Source organism: Sphaerisporangium sp. NPDC049003 (assembly GCF_043197795.1).
In the GTDB taxonomy this organism is placed as follows: Bacteria; Actinomycetota; Actinomycetes; order Streptosporangiales; family Streptosporangiaceae; genus Sphaerisporangium.
The window spans coordinates 26,648-48,900 of record NZ_JBICTU010000012.1; the positions used below are offsets into that span (position 1 = coordinate 26,648).

The window sequence follows — 22,253 nt, forward strand, 5'->3', positions numbered from 1 at the left end:
TCACGCGGCATCATCGAGCGCCGACTGGCCGTCAATCCCGCCGGGCAATTCGTCGTTGAGACCGATGACGGCGTGTGCGGGGTCATCTACTCGCAGCGCATCGCCGACATTGGCGAACTGGGCTCCGCACGGTTCGACACCGCGGACCGGCTGCACCGCGCGGACGGTGCCATCGCCCATGTGCTGTCCCTGAACATCGACCCCCGCATGCACAGCTTCGGCTACGGGGACGCCCTCCTGGAACACCTCCTGACGTGGTGCCATGAGGAGGCGAAGGTCTGGACCGTGGTCGGCGTCACCCGCTGCCACGACTTCGAGCGGCACCCCGGCTGGGAGCTCGCCGAGTACATCAACGCCCGTAACGGGCAAGGGCGTTGCCTCGACACCGTGCTGCGGATGCACCAGCTGCACGGCGCCGAGATACGCCGACTCGTGCCGGATTACCGGCCCGCCGACACCGTCAACCGGGGAAACGGCGTCCTGGTCGAATACGACCTTGACGGCCGCCGGGAACGGGTCCGGCAGTTGGAGCGGACCGCAGCCGAAAAGGCCGCCGACATTCCTCCGCTTGAGGTGCTGACCGATGAGGTGCGGGAATTCCTGGAGGAAACGGCGGGTGCCGCGGAATCGGACCGGTCCGGTGAAATCCTGCTGGAAAGCCCGCTGTTCGAGCTGGGAATCGACTCGGCGAGTCTTCTCGATCTCCAGGACAGGATACAGGGCCGGTACGGCATTCAGCTCGGAGCGCTGTTCTTCTTCGAGTGCAACACCGGCTCGAAGATTGTGGATTATCTCGACGGTCTCCGGGAGGAGACCGATCCGGAGCAGCCGGACGTCCGCAGCACACCGGCGCCGGGTGGGCAGGACATCGCGATCGTCGGCATGGCCTGCCGGCTGCCCGGAGGCATCGACCACTATACCGAGCTGTGGCGCCTCCTCGCGGACCGCGGCACGGCCGTAGGGCCGCTGCCTGACGGCCGCTGGCAGTGGCCCGACGGCATCGGCCCCGAGACCCACCCGGGAATCGACCGGGGCGGATTCGTCACGGACGGTGATTGCTTCGAGGCCGGGCTGTTCCGGATCACGCCGAACGAGGCCCGGCGCATGGACCCCCAGCAGCGCTGGATGCTGGAGCTGAGCTGGGCCTGCCTGGAGGACGCCGGATGTGCGGCGAGTGCCGTCTCGGGCGCCTCGATCGGCGTGTTCATCGGGGCCAGCGGCTCGGACTACCAGCGCGTCATGGACACCCGGCAGCTGCCGGTGCGCGCGCACAGCGGGCTGGCCACCTCCATGGCGATCATCGCCAACAGGGTCTCCTACTTTTTCGACCTGCGCGGACCGAGCATCCAGGTGGACACCGCCTGCTCCAGCTCTCTGGTCGCCGTCCACCAGGCCGTCCGGGCGCTGCGCGCGGGCGACTGCGAGGCCGCCCTGGTCGGCGGGGTGAACGTTCTGTGCCATCCGGCCGCGAGCGTCGCCTACCATCAGGCGGGCATGCTGTCGCCGGACGGCCTGTGCAAGACCTTCGACGCGTCCGCCAACGGCTATGTCCGCTCCGAGGGCGGCGTGGTCATGCTGCTCAAGCCGCTGGCCAACGCGCTCGCGGACGGCGACCACGTGCACGCCGTGATCAAGGGCAGCGCCACCAACCACGGCGGCCAGGCGGGCGGGCTGACCGTGCCCAGCGCGCGGATGCAGGCGAGCCTGGTCTCCGCGGCGCTGGCCGACGCACGCGTGACGCCCGCCGACGTGACGTACGTCGAGGCACACGGCACCGGCACCGCGCTTGGCGACCCGATCGAGGTCCAGGGCCTCACCCGTGCCTTCGCCGGCAGCACCACCCCCTGCGGGCTCGGCTCCGTCAAGACCAATCTCGGCCACCTCGAAGCCGCCGCGGGCATCACCGGGCTCCTGAAGATCGTTTTATCCCTGCGGTACGGGCAACTGCCCGCCTCGCTCCACTATGAGCGCCTCAACCCCAAGATCGCCCTCGACGGGACGCCGTTCTCCGTCGTCGACCGACTCCGTGACTGGCCGCCCGTGGCGGACGGCGTGCGCGTCGCCGGGGTGAGCAGCTTCGGCTCCGGCGGCAGCAACGCACACGTGATCGTCGCGGAGCCCCCGGTACCCGCGCCCCGCTCGACGCCCGCTGACGCGGCGGTGGCCCCTGTGGCGGTCGTACTCTCCGCGGAGAGCGGCGAGCAGCTCGTACGACAGGCCGAGTCGCTCCTCGCACACCTTCGCGCCACGCGGCCCGACCCGGCCGCTCTGCGGGACCTGGCCCACACGCTCCAGGTGGGCCGGGAACCCCTGACCGAGCGGCTGGCGCTGCTGGCCACCGACGCGGCAGCACTCGAAACCCTGCTGGCACGTGTGGTCTCCGGTGAGGACGTGGCGGCGCCCGCCGGTTTCCGCGGCCGAGCCAAGCGCGTCGGCCGTGCCACCACCCCGAGCCCGGCCGGGCGCGACGTGGCGCGGCTGGCCGAGGACTGGGTGCTCGGCGCGGCCGTCGACTGGGCGGTGCTGTACGAGGACGGCGCCGAGCCCCGCCGGGTCCCCCTGCCGACGCACGTCTTCGCCAGGACCCGCTACTGGCTCGACGCCGAGGAGCCCGCGCGCCCGGCGGGGAGCCACCCGCTGCTGCACGGCACGGCGACGGACGAGGACGGCGCGCGGACGTACCGGTCCGTGTTCACCCGGCAGGACTTCTTTCTGCGCGACCACCGCGTCCAGGACGAGCCGGTCCTGCCCGCCGTCGCCTTTCTGGAGCTGGCGCGCGAGGCCGTTTACCGTGCGCTGCCCGCGTCGGGCGAGGGCGCGTCCGTACGCCTGGACGACGTGGTGTGGTCGCGTCCGGTCGTCGTCGGGGACGCTCCGCGCACCGTCCACACCACCGTGACGTACGGCGCCGACGACCGGGTCGGCTTCGAGATCCGCACGACCGGGCCCGACGGCACGACGGACACGGTGACGCACTCACGCGGACGGGGATCGCGCGGCCCCGCGACCGCCCACGCCCCGCTGGACCTCGCGGCGCTGACGGCCTGTATGGACACGGCGGTTCTCGGCGCAGACGAGTGCTACGAGGCCCTGCGCGCCGCCGGACTGGACTACGGACCCGCCCACCGGGCGCTGCGCGAGGTGCGCCTGGGGGAGCGAGAGGTGCTGGCGACCCTGGTCGTACCCGACTGCGTGGCGGCGACACGCGACGACTACGTGCTGCACCCCAGCGTGCTCGACGGCGCGCTCCAGGCGGTGTACGCGCCGGAGATCCACGCCGCCCGGCCGGACGGCGCCGCGCAGGCGCCCGAATGGAACGCGGCGCTTCCGTTCACCCTCGACTCCCTGATGGTATGGGGCTCCACTCCCGCCACCGCGTACGCGTGGCTGCGTGAGGCCGTCGGCTCCTCGGACGACGTGCGGCGCTGGGACATCGACCTCTGCGACGAGCACGGCCGTGTCTTCGCGGCGCTGCGCGGCTACTGCGCGCGCCGACGCCCGGATGCCGCGCCGCGGGCCACCGAGCGGGTCACGCTGCTCCGGCCGACGTGGAGCGAGCGGGCCGCCGCCTCCGGCCAGGCGCCCCGCTACACCGCGCGCGTCGCGCTGGCCTGCGGCTTCGAGGAGCGCCTGGCGGAACTCCGTACGCTGGCCCCGCACATCACGTTCCTCGACCCGGCGGAGCCGGAGGCCGTGTCCGGGCCGGCCACCCCCTCCGACCCGCGGACCCGGCCCGAGCAGGCCGTCGCCGCCCGGGCGATCGAGCTGTTTCAGGCGCTCAAGGGCATCCTGCTGGGCAGGCCGGCGGGCCCGGTGCTCGTGCAGGTGCTGGTGCCCGCCGACGGCGCCGGGCGGCTGCACGAGGCACTGTCGGGTCTGCTGCGGACGGCGCACCTGGAGAACCCCGCCCTGGTGGGCCAGCTCCTGTCCATGCCGGCCGACGCCACGGCGGCCTCCCTGGCCGCGACGCTGGACGACGACAGCCGTTCCCCGCAGGACCAGCGGGTGCGCTACGAAGGCGGTCGACGGCACGTCCTCGGCTGGGAGCCCCTGGCCGCGCTGCCGGCGGACGGCGCCGGAGAGGTCCCGTGGCGGGAGCGGGGCGTGTACCTCGTCCCCGGCGGCGCCGGCGGCCTCGGCCTCGTGTTCGCCGCGGAGATCGCCCGCCGGGCACCGGGCGCGGTGCTGTGCCTGACCGGCCGCTCCCCGCTGACCGCGGACAGGGAGGCGCGGCTCGCGGCCCTGCGCGACGCGGGCGCGACCGTCGAGTACCACGTGCTGGACGTCGCCGACCGGCAGGGCACCCGCGACCTCGTCGCCGACCTCGTGCGCCGCTTCGGCGGTCTGCACGGTGTGCTGCACTGCGCGGGCGTGCTCCACGACGCCTTCCTGCTCAAGAAGTCGGCGGCGGAGTTCGCCCGGGTCCTGCACCCAAAGCTGGACGGCGCGGTGAGCCTGGACGAGGCCACCCGGGACACGGAACTGGACTTCTTCGCCCTGTTCTCGTCGATCATGGGCACGACCGGCAACGTCGGCCAGGCCGACTACGCCGTAGCCAACGCCTTCCTCGACGCCTTCGCCCACCGCAGGGACGAGCTGGTCCGGGCCGGCTCCCGCAGCGGCCGTACCGTCGCCATCGGCTGGCCGCTGTGGGCGAGCGGGGGCATGGGCGCCGACGACACCACACGCGAGGCGCTCCGGGTGCGCACGGGGCTCGTGCCGATGACGACCTCGGCCGGCGTCGAGGCGTTCCACCGCGCCCTGGCCTCGGGCGAGCCGCACGTGCTTGTCGGCGCCGGGGACGAGGCGGGACTTCGCGCCCTGCTCGATGCCGCACCCGAGCCCGGTCAGGCCGGGGACGACGCCTCCGGGGGCGGCACCCGCCCCGAACTCACCGAGGAGACGGTCAGGTTCCTCAAGCAGGCGCTGGCCCGCGTCACGGGCCTGGTCGCGGACGGGCTCGACGCGGACGAACTTTTCGGGGCCTACGGGATGGACTCCATCCTGGCGACCGAGCTGACTGCCGCACTGGAGTCCACCTTCGGCTCGCTGCCCAAGACGCTGATGTTCGAGTACTACACGCTGTCCGAGCTGGCCGGCTACTTCGTCGACCGGCACCGGCCGGCCCTGGAGCAGCTGTTCGCCCAGCCCGGCGCGCCCCGCGAGGCCGAGCGCGAGCCACTGCCGCCCGTAGCGGAGCGGACGGCCGTACACGAGCCCGCCCAGCCGGCGACGTCCGCCCTGGACATCGCGATCATCGGTGTCTCCGGCCGCTACCCCGAGGCCCGCGACCTGCGCGAGTTCTGGCAGAACCTGCGCGACGGCCGCGACTGTGTCGTGGAGGTGCCCGAGGACCGCTGGGACTGGCGCGCGTACTACAGCGGGGACCGCACCGAGCCCGGGCGCCACTACAGCAAGTGGGGCGGCTTCATCGCCGAAGTCGACCGCTTCGACCCGCTGTTCTTCAACATCTCGCCGTACGAGGCCGACTTCCTGGACCCGCAGGAGCGGCTCTTCCTTGAGCACGCCTGGGCGGCGCTGGAGGATGCCGGTCACACGCGCGAGGACCTGCGGCGCATCGACGGGCAGGTCGGCGTGTACGCGGGCGTCATGTGGAGCCAGTACCAACTGCTGTTCCGGAACGGCGGCGGCACCCCGCACGGCAACCCGAGCGCGGTCGGCAGCAGCTTCGCCAGCGTCGCCAACCGCGTCTCGTACGTGATGAACCTCCACGGCCCGAGCATGACCGTGGACACGATGTGCTCCAGCTCGCTGACTGCGCTGGGGCTAGCCTGCCGGGACCTGCGGGACGGCCGCACCAGGCTGGCGTTCGCGGGCGGTGTCAACGTGACCGTCCACCCCAACAAGTACTTGAGCCTCAGCGCGGGTCAGTTCATCTCCGGCAAGGGCCACTGCGAGAGCTTCGGCATCGGCGGGGACGGCTACATCCCGGGCGAGGGCGTGGGAGTCGTCGTACTGAAGCCGCTGCGCGACGCCGAACGCGACGGCGACCACATCTACGGCGTCATCAAGGGAATCGGCATCTCGCACGGCGGCCGCACCAACGGCTACACCGTGCCCAACCCGCGAGCCCAGAAGGCGGCCATCGCCGACGCGCTGCGCGAGGCCGGAGCCGACCCCCGCGCCGTCAGCTACATCGAGGCGCACGGCACCGGCACCAAGCTGGGCGACCCCATCGAGATCACCGGACTCAGCCAGGCGTTCGGCGAGGACGCGGAGCGGCAGTACTGCCTCCTCGGCTCGGTGAAGTCGAACATCGGCCACTGCGAGAGCGCGGCGGGCATCGCCGGACTCACCAAGGTCCTGCTGCAACTGGAACACAGCCAGATCGCCCCCTCGCTGCACTCCCGCACGCTCAACCCCAACATCGACTTCGCCGCGACCCCGTTCGTCGTCAACCAGGAACTGCGCGAGTGGGTACGGCCCGTCGTCGACGGCCGCGTCCGGCCCCGGCTCGCCGGTGTCTCGTCGTTCGGCGCGGGCGGCTCCAACGCCCATGTGCTGGTGGAGGAGTACACCGACCGGCGCCCGGCGCCGCCCTCCGGGCAGCCCGTGCTGTTCCCGCTGTCCGCCAGGGACGAGGACCGCCTGCGCGCCTACGCGGCTCAACTGCTGCGATTCGTACGGGAGAAGGACGCCGGCTCCGGTACGGCTCTACCCGCGGACCTGGCGTACACCCTCCAGGTCGGGCGCGAGGCCATGGACGAGCGTCTTGCGATCGTGGCCGGCACCTGGGCGTCGCTCGCCGACAAGCTGGAGCGGTACCTTGCGGGCGACGGGGACATCGAAGACGTCGTCAGCGGCAACGCCAAGCGCGCCCGCGACACCCTCGCCTCCCTCCTGCCCGCCGACGAACTCGCCGAGACCACGCGGCGGTTGCTGGAGCACGGCAAGCTGTCCCGCCTCGCCGACCTGTGGGTGCGCGGCGCGTCGGTCGACTGGCGCGGACTGCACACCGCCGGCGCACCGCGCCGGATCAGCGCACCGACGTACCCCTTCGCTCGGGAACGGCACTGGGTGCCGGAGGCGCTCGCGGCGAGCGTGACCGCACCTGTGCCTGATGCCACCCCCGCCGAACCGGCCCGCGGCGAGGTCCGTTTCCTCACCAAGCGGTGGCGCCCGGCGCCGCACTCCGCCCCGCGGCCGGGCGACGCGGCCGCCTCCGTCGTCGTCCTGCATGACGCCGCCACCGCGCCCCTGGCCGCCGCGCTGGCCCGGCTGTGCGACGGCGCGACCCTGGTGGAGACGGGTCCCCGCGCCGAGCAGCGGCTCGGACGCCGGGCCGAGGACTGCTCCGCCTGGATCGACCTCACCGGCCTGTCCGCGCACGATCGGTCCGGCGAGTCGCTCGCGCTGCTCCAGACGCTGCTCACCGCCAAGGCGGCGCGCGACCTGCGGCTGCTGTACGTGACCCAGGGACTGGAAGCCCACCCGCGCACCCGGACCGACCTGGCCGGCGCCTCGCGCGCCGGGCTCTACCGGATGCTCCAGAGCGAGTACGGCGGCCTTGTCTCACGCCATGTCGACCTGGACCCCGCGGTGTCCGGCGACGAACGGCTGGCGGCCGTCATCCGCCGCGAACTAGACGAAGCGGACGACGAGGTGGAGGTCTGCCACCGGGACGGCGTCCGCTACGCCCCCGTGCTCGACGACCTCGAACCGGCCGCGCCGACCGACGCCTCCGCCTTCACCTTCGCCGACGACGAGGTGCTCCTGGTGACCGGCGGCACGCGCGGCCTCGGGATGCTGTGCGCGCGGCACCTGGTGCGGCGGTACGGCGTCCGGCGGCTCGTGCTGATCGGCCGGGACCCGCTGCCCCCGCGCCAGTTGTGGGACGACCCGGACGCCTGCGAACCCGCCGTGCGCGGCAAGATCCGCGCGGTACTGGACCTCGAGGCCGAGGGTGTCGAGGTGCGCGTGCTCGCGCTGCTGCTCGACCGGGGCGACGAGGTCGGCGCGGGCCTGCGCTCCGTAGAGGAATCGATGGGCAGGATCGCCGGTGTCGTCCACGCGGCCGGACTGGTCGACACGGAGAACCCGGCGTTCGTCCGCAAGTCCATCGCGGGCATCGCCCGAGTGGTCTCCCCTAAGACCGAGGGCACGCGCAACCTGCTGGCCGCCCTGGACGCCTCGGCGCCGCGGTTCGTGCTGCTGTTCTCCTCCGTCTCCGCGGCCGTGCCCACCCTGGGCGCCGGGCAGAGCGACTACGCCATGGGCAACGCCTACCTGGACTACGTGGCCCACGCGTACGAAGGAACCCTGCCGGTCACGAGCATCCAGTGGCCCAGCTGGCGTGACACCGGATTCGGCGAGGTCACCAACCAGGCCTACACCGACACCGGCATGCTCAGCATCACCGACGCCGAGGGCCTCGCCCTCCTCGACGAGATCCTGACGTCGAGGCGCGCCCCGGTCGTCATGCCGCTGGTCGTCGACGCCGCCCGCTTCGACCCCGCCGCCCTGCTGCGCCCCAGGCGCCGCCCGGCCGCTGCCCCGGGTCCCCGCCCCGCCACGCACCCCGCCGGTCCCGCGCCCGCCTTCGACGTCGGCGGCTCCGCCCTGGCCGAGCGGCTCATGGCGTTCCTCGGCGAGGCCTTCGAGGCCGAACTCCGGCTGAAGCCCGGGGTGCTCGACGCGCGCACCTCGTACGCCGACTACGGTGCCGACTCGATCCTCCTGGCCCAGGTGCTGCAGAGGATCCGGCGACGCCTGGATGTCACTCTGGACCCCTCGGCGCTCCTCGAACACTCCACGCTGCACGACCTGACGGCCTGGCTGCTCGACACGTACGCGGCGGAGGTGGCCTCCGAGTTCGGCGCCCCGAGCACCACCGCGGAGGGGGAACCCGCATCGCCGGCCACCGCGCCGCCTGCCCCGATGGCCCTGGAGCCCGCGCGCCCGGCCTCGGGGGCCGCACCCCTCACCCCGGAGCCCAGGAGCCCGGCGTCGGCTTTGGAGCCCGCACGCCCCGCCCCCGCCGGACCCGCCGAGCCCGCCGCGGCGCCCGTCGCCGTCATCGGCATGGCCTGCCGCCTGCCCGGCGCACCCGACCTCGCCGCCTACTGGGACCTGCTGTCCGAGGGCAGGTCTGCCATCCGCAGGGTCCCCGAGGACCGGTGGGGGAGGCCCGCCGACTTCTCGGCCGGCGTTGTCGACGACGTGTACGGCTTCGACCCGGGCTACTTCATGCTGCACGCCGAGGACGTGCGGGCCATGGACCCGCAGGCGCTGGTGCTGCTGGAGGAGAGCCTCAAGGCGATCCACCACGCGGGATACCGGTTCGACGACCTCGACGGCAGCAACACCGGTGTGTACGTGGGAGCCCGGGGCCGCGGCCGTGCGGACGCCGGGCTGGTGGACGCGGCCCGCAATCCGATCATGGCGGTCGGCCAGAACTACCTGGCGGCCAACATCTCCCAGTTCTTCAACTGGCAGGGCCCGGCCATGGTGCTGGACACCGCCTGCTCCTCCTCGCTGGTGGCCATGAAGCTGGCCACCGACGCCCTGGTGGCGGGCTCCGTCGATCTCGCCGTGGTGGCGGGCGTCAGCCTGCTGACCGACCCCTCGGACCACGAGCTGTTCCGGCGCCGCGGTCTGCTGCGCGAGGACGGCGAGTTCCATGTGTTCGACCGCCACGCGGCCGGGGTCGTGCTCGGCGAAGGCGCCGGTGTGGTGGTCCTCAAGCCGCTCGCGCAGGCGGAGCGCGACGGGGACACGGTGTACGCGGTGGTCGAGGGCATCGCCGTCAACAACGACGGACGTACGGCTGGCCCTGCCACGCCCAACCTCCAGGCGCAGCAGCGGGTGATGCGCGACGCGCTGCGCCGGGCGGGCCGCTCTCCCGGGCAGCTGCGCTACCTGGAGGCCAACGGCTCCGGCTCCCAGCTGACCGACCTGCTCGAACTCAAAGCCGTCCAGGCTGTGTACCGCGACGGGGCGACCGATACGAGCCCCGTGCTGCACCTCGGTTCCATGAAGCCCAACATCGGGCATCCGCTGTGCGCCGAGGGCATCGCCGCCTTCATCAAGGTGGCGCTGATGGTGCACCACCAGCGCCTGGTGCCCTTCCTGTCGGGCCACCAGCCGATGGAGCACTTCTCCGTCAACGCGGCCGGCCTCGCCTTCCCCCGCCGGGCCGAGGCGGCCGACCTGTCGTACGCGGCGCTCAGCAGCTTCGCCGACGGCGGCACCAACGGGCATGTCATCGTCGGCCGGTACAGCGCGCCTCCCGGCGCGGTGCGCCGAGGGCCGGTGGCCCTTCCCGAGCTGACGCGCACCGACGTGCGCACCGCGGGCCCTGTCGTGCCCGACGACACCACCGTATGGATCAGGCGCCTCGATCCCGCGCACCCGGTCCTGGATCACCACCGGGTCTACGGCCGCCGGCTGCTGCCCGGACTGGCCTGGATCGACCTGTTGTACCGGTGCTTCGCCGAGTCCGGTGCGGCCTGCGAGGGGCTCGAACTGCGAAACTTATCCATCTACCGTCCGCTCGCGGTGGATGACAGCGCCCTGGACATCCGGATCGAGGCACGCCGCGATACCGCGGACAGCTGGCGTATCGAGGCCGGCGATGCCGCCGGGCGCTACATCACGGCCGAGATGCACCGAGTGGCTCCGACGTCCTATGACGAGCGCGCCCAGGTCCCCGAGGACGCCGGGGCCAAGAGCCTCGACGAGGTGTACCGGGGCTACCGGGAGCTGGAGCTGGCCCACTCGGGCCCCATGAAGGCCCACGGCTCGGTCGCCGACACCCCCGAGGCACTCTGGGTGCGGGTCCGTGCAGACGAGGGGGAGAACCCGGAGGACCACCTCTTCCACCCCGCCCTGATCGACGGCAGCGCGGTCGCGGCCAGCGACGTCCTCGCCGGGCCGTCCCGCGGCGAGTCACGCCTGTTCCTGCCGTTGTTCTACAAGTCCTTCCGGGCTGCCGCGCCGCTGCGCGACGCCTGTGTGACGCGCATCCGCCGGGACTCCGTCGACCTGCACGCGGAACTCCTCACCTTCACCATGGAGTTCTTCGACGCCGACGGGCGGAAGGTCGGCGCGCTGGCGGAGTACACCGGCAAGGCGGTGCGCCAGGCTGGACACATCAACCCCGCGCGCGGGGGTGCCGACACGGCTCGGCCGTCCGCTCCCGCGACGGCGGCCACGGTGGTGGAAGTCGACGGCCGCCGGGTCACCGAGGTGGTCCGGTCCGTGGTCGCCGAGCAGCTCGGCGTCCCCCCGAACCAGGTCTCCACGACCACGAGCTACTACGAGATGGGGCTGGACTCCGCGAAACTGCTCCAGGCGGCGACCCGCCTGGAAGAGGCGCTGGACACGCGGCTCTCCCCGACGCTGCTCTTCGAGCACCCCACGGTGGCCGAGCTGGCCCGGCATCTCGCTGGTGCGCACCCGGTCACCGGGGCCGAGGGTCCGAGGGCCGATGCGGCAGCGGGCGATGAGCAGACCCCCGACGTGAGCGGCACAGGCGGCCCCGGGGACATCGCCGTCGTCGGCATGGCCGGCCGCTATCCCAAGGCCCGGGACCTCGCCGAGTTCTGGGAGAATCTGAAGGCGGGACGGGACTGCATCACCGAGGTCCCGGAGACCCGCTGGCCGCACGGCGAGGTGCCGGATGGGTCCCGCTGGGGCGGGTTCCTGGACGACGTCGACTGCTTCGACGCCGGATTCTTCGGCATCCCGGCGGACGAGGCCGCCCTCCTCGACCCGCAGGAACGCCTGTTCCTGGAGGTCTGCTGGGAGGCGATCGAGGACGCCGGCTACACCCCGGCCGAGCTCGCCGGGGGCCGCGGCACCGGCCCGCGGCGCGCCGTGGGCGTGTACGTCGGCGTCATGCACCAGGACTACGCACTGCTCCAGGAGGAGGCCGTGCGCCGGGGGCAGCGCATCCCCCTGGCCCTCAACGCGGCGACCGTCGCCCACCGCGTCTCGCACGTCTGCGACTTCCACGGCCCGTCCCTGGCCGTCGACACGGTGTGCGCCTCCTCGCTCAACGCCGTGCACCTGGCCGTCGAGGCGCTGCGCCGGGGCGAGTGCGAGGCGGCGATCGCCGGCGGGGTCAACCTGTCCCTGCATCCGGCCAAGTACCGGACGTACGGCGGGCTCGGGCTGCTCGCACAGGACCGGCCCGCACGCTCCTTCGGCGCCGGGGGAGACGGCTATGTTCCGGCCGAGGCCGTGGGTGCCGTGCTGCTGAAGCCGCTGGAGAAGGCACTTCAGGACGGCGACGCCGTCTACGCGGTGATCAAGGGCAGCGCGGTCAACCACTCCGGGCGTACCCCCGGCTTCCGTGTGCCGTCGGCGGCCGCGCAGGAAGCGGTGATCACCGACTGCCTCGACCGGGCCGGCGTCGACCCGGCCTCGCTCGGCTGCCTGGAGGCCCACGGCACCGGCACCGAGATCGGCGACCTGATGGAACTGCAGGGCCTGGAGCGGGCCTTCGGCAGGCGGACGGAACGCACCGGCTTCTGCTCCCTGGGCTCCCTCAAGTCCGCCATCGGGCACGCTGAGGCGGCCGCCGGCATCGGCGGCCTGACCAAGGCCGTGCTCCAGCTCCACCGCAGGACGCTCACCCCGCTCGTCCGGGCGGAACGGGACAACCCGTACCTCGACCTCGACGGCTCACCATTCCGCCTCCAGACGGAGACGCAGGAGTGGACCGTCGTCACGCCCGGGGCGGGTTCCCCGCGCCGGGCGGGCGTCAGCGCCTTCGGCGCCACGGGCGCCAACGCCCATGTCGTGCTCGAAGAGGCGCCCGGTCCGTGCGATCCGCGGCCCGCCGCCGCGTCCGGCGCTGTGCTCGTCCCGCTGTCCGCGAAGAACGAGGACCGGCTGCGCGCCTACGCCGAGCGGCTCCTGGGCTTCCTCGACGCGCGGGACCACGTCGACCTGGCGGCCCTCGCCCACACCCTGCAGAGCGGCCGCGTGGCGCTGGAGGAGCGCCTGGTGCTGCTGGCCCACGGCCTCGACGAGGTGAAGGACGCCCTGCGTGGCTTCCTGCGGGGCACGCGGCCGGCGAACGTGTGGTGGGCCCGCGCCGAGGACCTCCCGCGGGAGTCGCGGCTGCTGGATGAGGACGACGTCCTCGACGACCTGGTCTCCCGGTGGTCCGCCCAGGGTCACTGGAGCAAGATCGCCGAGCTGTGGCTGGAGGGCTACGACGTCCCCTGGCACCGCCTCCACGGGCGGACGCCGCGGCGACTGCACCTGCCCACGTACCCGTTCGCCAGGGAGCGCCACTGGATAGCTGCGGCCGCACCGACCACCGAGTCGCTGCCGGAGCCGTCGGCCCCGGCCGCCGCCACGGAACCCGAGGCCCGTCAGCCCCGGACCCTCGCGGCTGGCCCGGTCTGGCGCTTCGCCGCCGCGAGCGAACCGCTCCCGGCGCAGGACCACGCGTCCTCTGAGGCCAGGGCGCGCGGTTTCGTGCGGCAGCTGCTCGCCGCTCAACTCGGCCGCGCCGCGGAGGAGATCCCCGTACACACGGGCTTTCTGGAGCTGGGCCTCAGCTCGCTGGGCGCCGTCAGGCTGACCCGGGAGCTGGACGCGACCATCGCGCCCGGCTTCGTGCCGAGCACGCTCTTCGAGCACACGACGGTCGCCGGGCTCGCCGCCCACCTCACCGGCGCCCACCCCGACCGGGTGGCCCGTCTGGTCCGGGACGACGCGGGACCGCAGCCGCTCACGGCACCAGCCGCCCCACCGCGGCCCGAAGTCCTCAGCCTGCTAGAGCGGTTGGGGACGGGCGCCTTGGACCTCGACGACGCGATAGCGCTCCTCGACGCAGAGAGAAGCACGAAGTGAAGCACGAGCTCAGCGCCCTGATCGCCGACTACAGGGCCGGGAAGATCACCGACACCGAGGTCGGGGACCTGCTGAGGCGGCTCAGGTCGGGAGCGCGGACGTACCCGCTCTCCGAGGGTCAGCGCGGCCTGTGGGCGCTGCAGAAGGCGTACCCCGGGGCCACCGCCTACAACGTGCCGCTGTGCTTCCGCGTCCGTAGCCTGGACACCGCCGCGTTCCTGCGGGCATGGCGTGCCGTGTCCGAGTGCCACCCGGTGCTCACCACGGTGATCGGCAGCGACGAGGACGGGCCGTACCAGTCGGTGGACCCCGGTCGTGAGCCCGACTTAGCCGAGGTGGACCTATCGGCTCTCCCGGACGCCGAAGCGCTGGCCGCCGTCGAACGCGAGCACAAGCGCCCGTTCGCGATGGAGGGGGAGGCGCTGGTCCGCATCCGCGTCTTCACCCGCCCCGCGGACGAGTCGATCGTGCTGGTCAGCGTCCACCACATCGTCTTCGACGGCACCTCGGCCCGGATCCTGATGCGCGCGCTGTTCGAGGCATATGCGCGCGTCCTGGCCGGAGCCGAGCCCGACCCGGCGGCACCGGCGGCGGCCTTCCACGACTTCGTGGACCGGCAGCAGGCCACCCTGCCCGCGCGGTGCGCCGGGTTGCTCGCCCACTGGCGTCAGAAGCTGGCGGGGCCGCTGCCGACTCTGAACCTGCCCACCGACCGGCCGCACAGCCAGGTCGTGGACCGGTTCGCCGGAGACACCTACCTGAGCGAGCTGCCGGCCGCGCTGGCCTCCGGGATCGCGGAGTCGGCCGCCCGCTGGGGGGTGACCCCCTCGGCGCTGATGCTGAGCGCCTATGCGGCGGTGCTGGCCACGTACTCGGACGACCGGGAGTTCGTCGTCGGCGTGCCCGTGAATGAGCGCGCGGACGAGGCGCTCGCCGAGGCCATGGGCCTCATGATCAACATGGTGCCGGTGCGGGTGAGCCTCGAGGAGGACGAGCCCTTCCGGCAGATGGCGGGCCGGGTGCAGCGCGACCTCGTCGACGGGATGCTACACAGCTACCCATTCGCGGCCCTGGTCGGCGAACTGCCGCAGGGCCAGGCCCCGGAGCGCTCCCCGATCTTCCAGACGGCGTTCATCTACCAGGACGTCCTCGACGGCATCGGCGGCCCCGGCCTCCCGTACGAGCTGGTCCACGATGTGCACCAGGAGGGCGAGTACGAGCTCTCGGTGGAGGCGTGGCGCACCGGTGACGGCTACACGCTGCACTGGAAGTACCACCCCGAGCTGTTCACCCGGGACTTCGTCGAGCGGCTCGCGGACCGCTATCTGCGCCTGCTCCAGGCCGTGACCGGCGAGCCGGCGGTCCCGGTCGGTGAGCTGTGCCGGATCTCCGACGAGCCCGGCACGGCTCAGGGCGACGGTCCGTGCGTGCACGACATGGTCGAGGCGGCCGCGCGCCGCCACCCCGACGCCGTCGCGGTCGAGGCCGACGACGAGGTCCTGACGTACCGCGAACTCGGCCGCCGCAGCGACGCCCTGGCGGCGCACCTGGTGGCGCGCGGCGTGCGGCGGGGCGATCTGGTGACCGTCCTGCTGGACCGGTCGGCGGCCGTGGTCGTGGCGCTGCTGGGCATCCTCAAGGCCGGTGCGGCCTACGTGCCCCTCGACCCCGAACTGCCTGCCGCCCGCCTGTCCGACATCGTCACGGACAGCGGCACGTCCCTCGTCGTCACCCAGTCTCGCCACAAGGAGCAGGCCCGGGGCCTGTTCGCCGGCCGGGGAGCCAGGGCGGCGGGCGGCCTCGTGGTGCTGGACGAGCAGCGCGCCGAACTCGCCGAGGCCGCGGCCCGGGGCGACCGCGCGGAGGTCACGGCGACCGAGTACGACCTGGCGTACGTCATCTACACCTCTGGGAGCACCGGAAAGCCCAAGGGCGTGATGATCCCGCACCGCGGCTTCACCAACCTGCTGCGCTCGCTGGCCGAAGAGCCCGGACTGGACCGTACGGACACGCTCTTCGCCGTCACCACGATCAGCTTCGACATGGCGCAGGTGGAGCTGTTCCTGCCGCTGGTCCGCGGCGGACGCTGCCACGTCTGCGACAGCGCGACGCTCAAGGACGTCGAGCGGCTCAAGGAGCGCATCGCGCGCGTGCGGCCGACCGTTATGCAGGCCACACCGGCCGCCTGGAGCATGCTCTTCCACTCCGGCTGGCGCAACCCGGAGGGCCTGAGGGCCTTCTGCGGCGGCGAGGCCCTCTCCCGCACGCTCAAGGAGCAGTTCCTAAGCACCGACACCGAGCTGTGGAACCTCTACGGCCCGACCGAGACCACGGTGTACTCCACCGGCACGCTCGTGCGCGCCGACGCCCCGATCACCATCGGCCGGCCCCTCCCTAGCACCGAGGTCCACATCCTCGACGGACGGCTGCGGCCGGTGCCCGCCGGCGAGAGCGGGGAGCTGTGCATCGCCGGCACCGGGCTCGCCGACGGCTATGTGAACCGCCCCGAGCTGACCGCGGAGAAGTTCGTCGACCACACGACCGCGCTCGGCGGCCGGATCTACCGCACCGGTGATCTGGCCCGCTGGACCGACGACGGCGAGATCGAGTACCTCGGACGGCTGGACTTCCAGGTGAAGATCCGCGGCTACCGCATCGAACCGGGCGACATCGAGTACCACCTGGGCCGGCACGAGGACGTCGCGCAGTGCGTCGTCGTCGCGCGCGGCGAGGACGCGGCGAAGCATCTCGTCGCGTACTACGTGCCCGCCCGTGAGCGGGCGGGCGCCGCCGCGGCCTTCAAGGAGCATCTGCGTGCGAGCCTTCCGGCGTACATGGTCCCCGACTTCTACGTCGCGCTCGACGCCGTCCCGCTGACGGGCAGCGGCAAGGTGGACCGCAACGCGCTGATGCGGCGTGAGATCTCGCTCGCACCCGAGCCGAACCGGCCCGCCCCACACGCCTCGCGGGCCTCGCACGCCGCGTATGCCTCGCGTGCCGAGACCGAGGAGGGGGTCCTCGCTTGCTGGCGCGAGGTCCTCCAGGTCGCGGACATCGCCCCGACGGACTCCTTCTTCGAGGTGGGCGGCAACTCGCTGACGGCGGTGCTGCTAGCGCAGCGCATCGGCAGCGAGTTCGGGGTCCCCTTCGCGGCCGCCGATCTGTTCAAGCACAGCAGCGTCCGCGCCATCGCCGAGTACGTGTCCACGACGGCGGCGCCGCGCGACGAGGCGGACGACGACATGCCGGCCGAGGCCGACCGCCCGGCCCCGGAACAGGCCCAGCCGGTGCCGCCGGACGCGATCGCGGTCGTCGGCATCGCCTGCCGCTTAGCGAACGCCGACGACCACTGGGAGTTCTGGGAGAACCTCACGCGAGGCGACGCGGCGACCCGCTGGTGGAGCGAGCGGGAGCTGCGCGACGCCGGAGTGCCCGAGCACCTCATGCGCGATCCGCGCTTCGTACCGCTGCGCTCCTCCATCGACGGCAAGGAACTCTTCGACGGCGAGTTCTTCCGGCTATCACCGCATCACGTTGCCCTGATGGACCCGCAGTTCCGCCAACTGCTCCTGCACGCCTGGAAGGCCGTCGAGGACGCCGGGTACAACCACCGCGACATCCCCGACACCGCCGTCTACGTCACCCACGGTAACCACTTCTACGGCGCGCCCCCCGACGGGGCGCCCACCGGCGTCGTCGAGACCCCGGAGCAGTACCTGTCGTGGGTGATGAGCCAGGGCGGCACCGTCGCCTCGATGATCTCGCAGCAGCTCGGCTTCGGCGGACCGAGCATGTCCGTGCACTCGAACTGCTCCTCGTCGCTGACCGCGCTCTCGCTGGCCGCCCAGGCGGTGCGCTCCGGCGAGACCGACTTCGCGCTGGTCGCCGCGGCGTCCGCGGCGAGCGCCGACAGCCGGGGCTACGTCCACCAGCCCGGCCTCAACCTCTCCAGCGACGGCCGCGTCAAGGCCTTCGACGCCGAAGCCGACGGCATGGCCGGCGGCGAGGGCGTCGCCGTGCTACTGATCCGCCGCGCCGCGGACGCCGTGGCCGCGGGCGACCACATCTACGGCCTGCTGCGCGGCATCGCCACCAACAGCGACGGCGCCGACGCCACCGGTTTCTACAGCCCGAGCGTCACCGGGCAGAGCCGCGTGATCCGCGCCGTCCTTGAGCGCACGGGCATCGCCCCCCGCTCGATCGGCTACGTCGAGGCCCACGGCACCGGCACCAAGCTCGGCGACCCGGTCGAACTGGCCGCGCTCACCGAGGCGTACCGCGACTTCACCGACGCGACCGGCTACTGCGGCATCGGCTCGGTGAAGTCCAACCTCGGCCACCTCGACTCCGCCGCGGGGCTCGCCGGCAGCATCAAGGTCCTGCTGTCCCTCTACCACCGGCAGATCCCCCCGACCCTCAACTACACCCGCCCCAACCTGGAGCTGCGCCTCGACCGGTCGCCGTTCCACGTCGTGGACACGCTGCGGGACTGGCCCTCCGGCCCGGCCCCGCGCCGGGCGGCGCAGAGCTCCATTGGACTGGGCGGCACGAACGCGCACGCCGTCTTCGAGGAGTACGCCGCCGACCACGCCGCCCCAGCCGACGACGGCTCCCCGCAGCTCGTGCCCCTGTCCGCGCGCGCCCACGCCAACCTGGACCGGTACGCGCGCGACCTGCTGGCGTATCTGCGCGCCCCCCGGGCGGCCGGCGTCCGGCTGCGCGACCTCGCGTACACGCTTCAGGTCGGCCGCGTGCCCATGGCCGCACGGGTGGCGTTCGTCGTGCGGGACCTCGGCGAACTGGCCGCCGAACTCGCGCTGTTCGTCGAAGGCGAGGACTCGCCGCGGCGGTTCACCGGCGACACGGCGCCCGCCGCCGCCTCCGGGGAACCCGAGCCGAAGCTCGCGCGCTGGTGGGAGAAGGGCAAGCTGAGGAAGCTCGCCAGGGCCTGGGCAGGCGGCGCCGACGTCGACTGGCGGCGGCTGCCCCGGCCCGTCGCGGGCCGGAGGCTCAGCCTGCCGACCTACCCCTTCAGCCAGGTCGCCCACCCCTGGCCGGCCCGCCCCGGCACCCCGGCACCGCAGACCGCGGCCCCCGCGCATCCGCTGCTGCACGAGAACGTTTCCGGCCTCGGCGCCGTCCGCTACCGCACCCGCTTCACCGGCGAGGAGTTCGTCCTCCGCGACCACGTGGTCGGCGGCGGACGGCTGCTGCCGGCCGTGGCGAGCCTGGAGATGGCGTACACCGCCGCCCGACGCGCGGTGCCCGGCGCCGCACAGCGCGGCATCACGCTCAGGAACGTCACCTGGGTGCGCCCGGTCGCCGTCGACGGCGACGGCCTCGACATCGAGTTCACCCTGGCCGAGGAGCGCCCGGGGACGGCGGACGGCCCGCTGCGCTTCGAGCTGACCGCCTCCGCCGACGAGAGCGGCCAGGTCTATGTGCAGGGCCGCGCGCTCCTCGCGGGCGCCGCCCCCCGGCCGTCCGTCGACCTCGACGGGCTGCGCGCCGCCCTGACACGGCGGTCGATGACCGGCGCCGAGTGCTATGACCACATCGCGCGCGCCGGCGTCGACTACGGGCCCGGCTTCCGCGTCGTACGGACGCTCTGGCGCGGCGCCCCCGACGGGCGCCGCGAGGTACTGGCCGAGCTGCGCGTCGACGAGCCGTCGCGCGACTCGCTCCAGCGGTACACGCTCCACCCGGCGTTCCTCGACGCGGCGATCCACGCCTCGCTCGGCCTGCACACCGCCCTCGACGAGCCCGGCGCGGAGCTGCTGGACGACGGCGCTGCGATGGCGGTGCCGTTCGCCCTGGACCGGCTCGACGTGTTCGCCGACTGCGGCGAGTCGATGTACGCATGGGTGCGCCCGGCGGCCGGGGCACGGCCCGAGGGCGTCGCCCGTGTCCTGGACATCGACCTGACCGACGCCCGCGGCCGCGTCTGCGCGGCGCTGCGCGGTCTGACGTACCGCGCGGTCGACACGGGAGAGTCGGACGTCGGCGAGCGCCGGAACTCGGCGCTGCGCACCCTGCTCCCGGTGTGGGAGCCGCGGAACCTCGCCCTCCCGGCGGACGGCGTTGCCGGGGAGCCGGGCGTCGTCCTGGTCTTCGACGCCGACCGGCGGCTGGGCGACGCCCTGAGCGCGTGCGCACCCGGCCACCGGCGCGTCTCGCTGCACCCGGGCGCCACCTGGGAGGAGATCGCCGGGCGGATCCGCGAGGTCTGCGGCGACGACGCCCCCGCGCACGTCGTCTGGGTCGCCCCGCACGAAGGCGGCGACCTGGTACGCGGCCAAGAGCACGGCGTCATCGAGGTCTACCGGATCGTCCGGGCGCTGCTGTCCCTGGGACACGGCACGAGGCGGCTCACCTGGACCGTCCTGACGTACGGCACGCAGCGGGTGAACCCCGGCGACCGGGTCGCCGCCACCCACGCGAGCGTGCACGGGCTGATGGGCAGCGCGGCCAAGGAGCACGCCCGGTGGGCCGTCCGCCTGCTCGACCTGCCCGGCGACGACCGCGCGGACGTCGTACCGGCCCTGGAGCGGGCCTGGCACGCGATGCCCGCCGTGCGGCCCGGCACCACGCTGGCGCTGCGCGAGGGCCGGTGGTTCTCGCACGAACTCCTCCCCGTCCCGGCCCTGGAGCCCGCCGGAGCGCCCTACCGCCGCCGCGGCTGCTACGTCGTCATCGGCGGCGCCGGCGGCATCGGCGAGCTGTGGAGCCGGTACATGGTGGAGCACCACCAGGCGGCGATCGTATGGATCGGCCGGCGGCAGCAGGACGAGGACATCGAGCGCCGGCTCGCCGAACTCGCCGCGCTGGCGCGGTCCGTCGGCGCGGAGGCACCCCTCTACGTCCCGGCCGACGCGCGCGACGTCGACAGCCTCACGGCCGCCCACCGCCGGATCAAGGAGCGCCGCCCGCGCATCGACGGCGTGGTGCACTCCGCGATCGTCTTGGCCGACAAGACGCTCGCCAACATGGACGAGGAGCGGTTTCGCGCCGCATTGGCCTCCAAGGTCGACGTCGGCGCCGCCATGGCCCGCGTCTTCGGCGCCGAACCCCTGGAACTCGTCCTCTTCTTCTCCTCGGTGGAGAGCCACGTCCGGGACGCCGGGCAGGCCAACTACGCGGCCGGGTGCACCTTCAAGGACGCGCTTGCCGCCGCCCTGCGCGAACAGTGGCCGGACACCGTCGTGAAGAGCGTCAACTGGGGCTACTGGGGCGCCACCGGTGTCGTCAGCGACGACTTCTACCGCAGCCGCATGGCGGCCGAGGGCATCGACTCCCTCGACCCCGAGGAGGCGCTGCGCCACCTGGCGCACTTCCTCGGCGGCGAGCACGACCAGGTGGCGCTCATGCGGACCTTCGGCGACGAGGCGCTCGACGGCCTCGCCCTCGACGAGCGGCAGGTGGCCGGATCCGCCCCGCTGCCCCCCGTGCTCGACCGGGTCGTGGCGGACCACCGCCCGCCGCCCGGCGAGGTCGCACGGCTGAGCCGCTTCCTGCCGCACCCCCGCCTGTGCGAGCTCGCGGAACGGCTGCTCGTCACCACGCTGCGCGACCTCGGCCTGGACGGCCTGGAGCGGCGCGTGCTCCCCAAGTACCGGCGCTGGCTGGAGGAGAGCGACCGCGTGCTGACGCACGCCGGACTGCTCCAGGTGCGTGGCGGGCGCCGCGTCGCCCTCGCGCCCGCCGGCCTCGACAGCGCCGAACTGTGGCGCCAGTGGCACGACGAGCGCCAGCAGTGGCACCACGGCGCCCACCAGCGAGCCCACGTCGACCTCGTCGAATCCTGTCTGCGGGCGCTGCCCGACGTCCTCGTCGGAGCTCGGCCCGCCACCGAGATCCTCTTCCCCGGCTCGTCCATGTCCCGGGTGGAGGGCATCTACCGGGGCGACCCCATCGCCGACTACTTCAACGACCGGCTCGGCGAACTCCTCGCCGACGCCGTGCGCCGGTGGGGCGCGGCCGACCCCGCACGGCGGCTGCGCATCCTGGAGGTCGGCGCCGGGACCGGTGCCACCAGCGCCCGGGTCCTGGGGACCCTCGAACCGCTGCGCGACCGCATCGAGGAGTACTGCTACACCGACCTGTCCAAGGCGTTCCTGTTTCGAGCCGAGGAGCAACTGCTCCCGCGCCACCCGTACGTGACGACCCGCATCCTCGACGTCGAGCGCCCGCCCGGGGAACAGGGCCTGGAACCGGGCTCCTTCGACGTCGTCGTGGCGACCAACGTCCTGCACGCAACCGCCGACATCGCCCGGACCCTGCGCAACGTCAAGGCGGCCCTGCGGCCCGGCGGACTGCTGTTCCTGAACGAGATGAGCCGAAACACGCTCCTGGCCCACCTCACCTTCGGGCTCGTCGACGGCTGGTGGCGTTCGCAGGACGCCGAGCTGCGCATCCCCGGCAGC

General features: G+C 73.2%; 3 protein-coding genes (1 of these 3 cut by a window edge). 2 read left to right on the plus strand and 1 reads right to left on the minus strand.

Annotation, left to right across the window (positions count from 1 at the left end):
• Positions 1 to 180 carry a hypothetical protein gene (locus tag ACGFIV_RS15120; protein ID WP_358551175.1) on the minus strand — a complete coding sequence of 60 codons (180 nt, stop codon included), beginning with the start codon at positions 178 to 180 and terminating at the stop codon, positions 1 to 3.
• On the opposite strand from ACGFIV_RS15120, the gene ACGFIV_RS15125 reads away from it, so the two are divergent.
• Both ACGFIV_RS15125 and ACGFIV_RS15130 read left to right on the plus strand, forming a co-directional pair.
• The gene (locus ACGFIV_RS15125; RefSeq protein WP_392835163.1) at positions 181 to 13,830 is read left to right on the plus strand and encodes an SDR family NAD(P)-dependent oxidoreductase; all 13,650 of its coding nucleotides are present in this window, start codon (positions 181 to 183) and stop codon (positions 13,828 to 13,830) included. It abuts the gene before it with no gap.
• Positions 13,827 to 22,253: the start of an amino acid adenylation domain-containing protein gene (locus ACGFIV_RS15130; protein ID WP_392835166.1), read on the plus strand. The gene runs 13,569 nt beyond the window's last position; the window shows 8,427 of its 21,996 coding nt (coding positions 1–8,427); its start codon is at positions 13,827 to 13,829; its stop codon lies beyond the right edge, outside the window. The genes ACGFIV_RS15125 and ACGFIV_RS15130 overlap by 4 nt, the downstream gene beginning before the upstream one ends.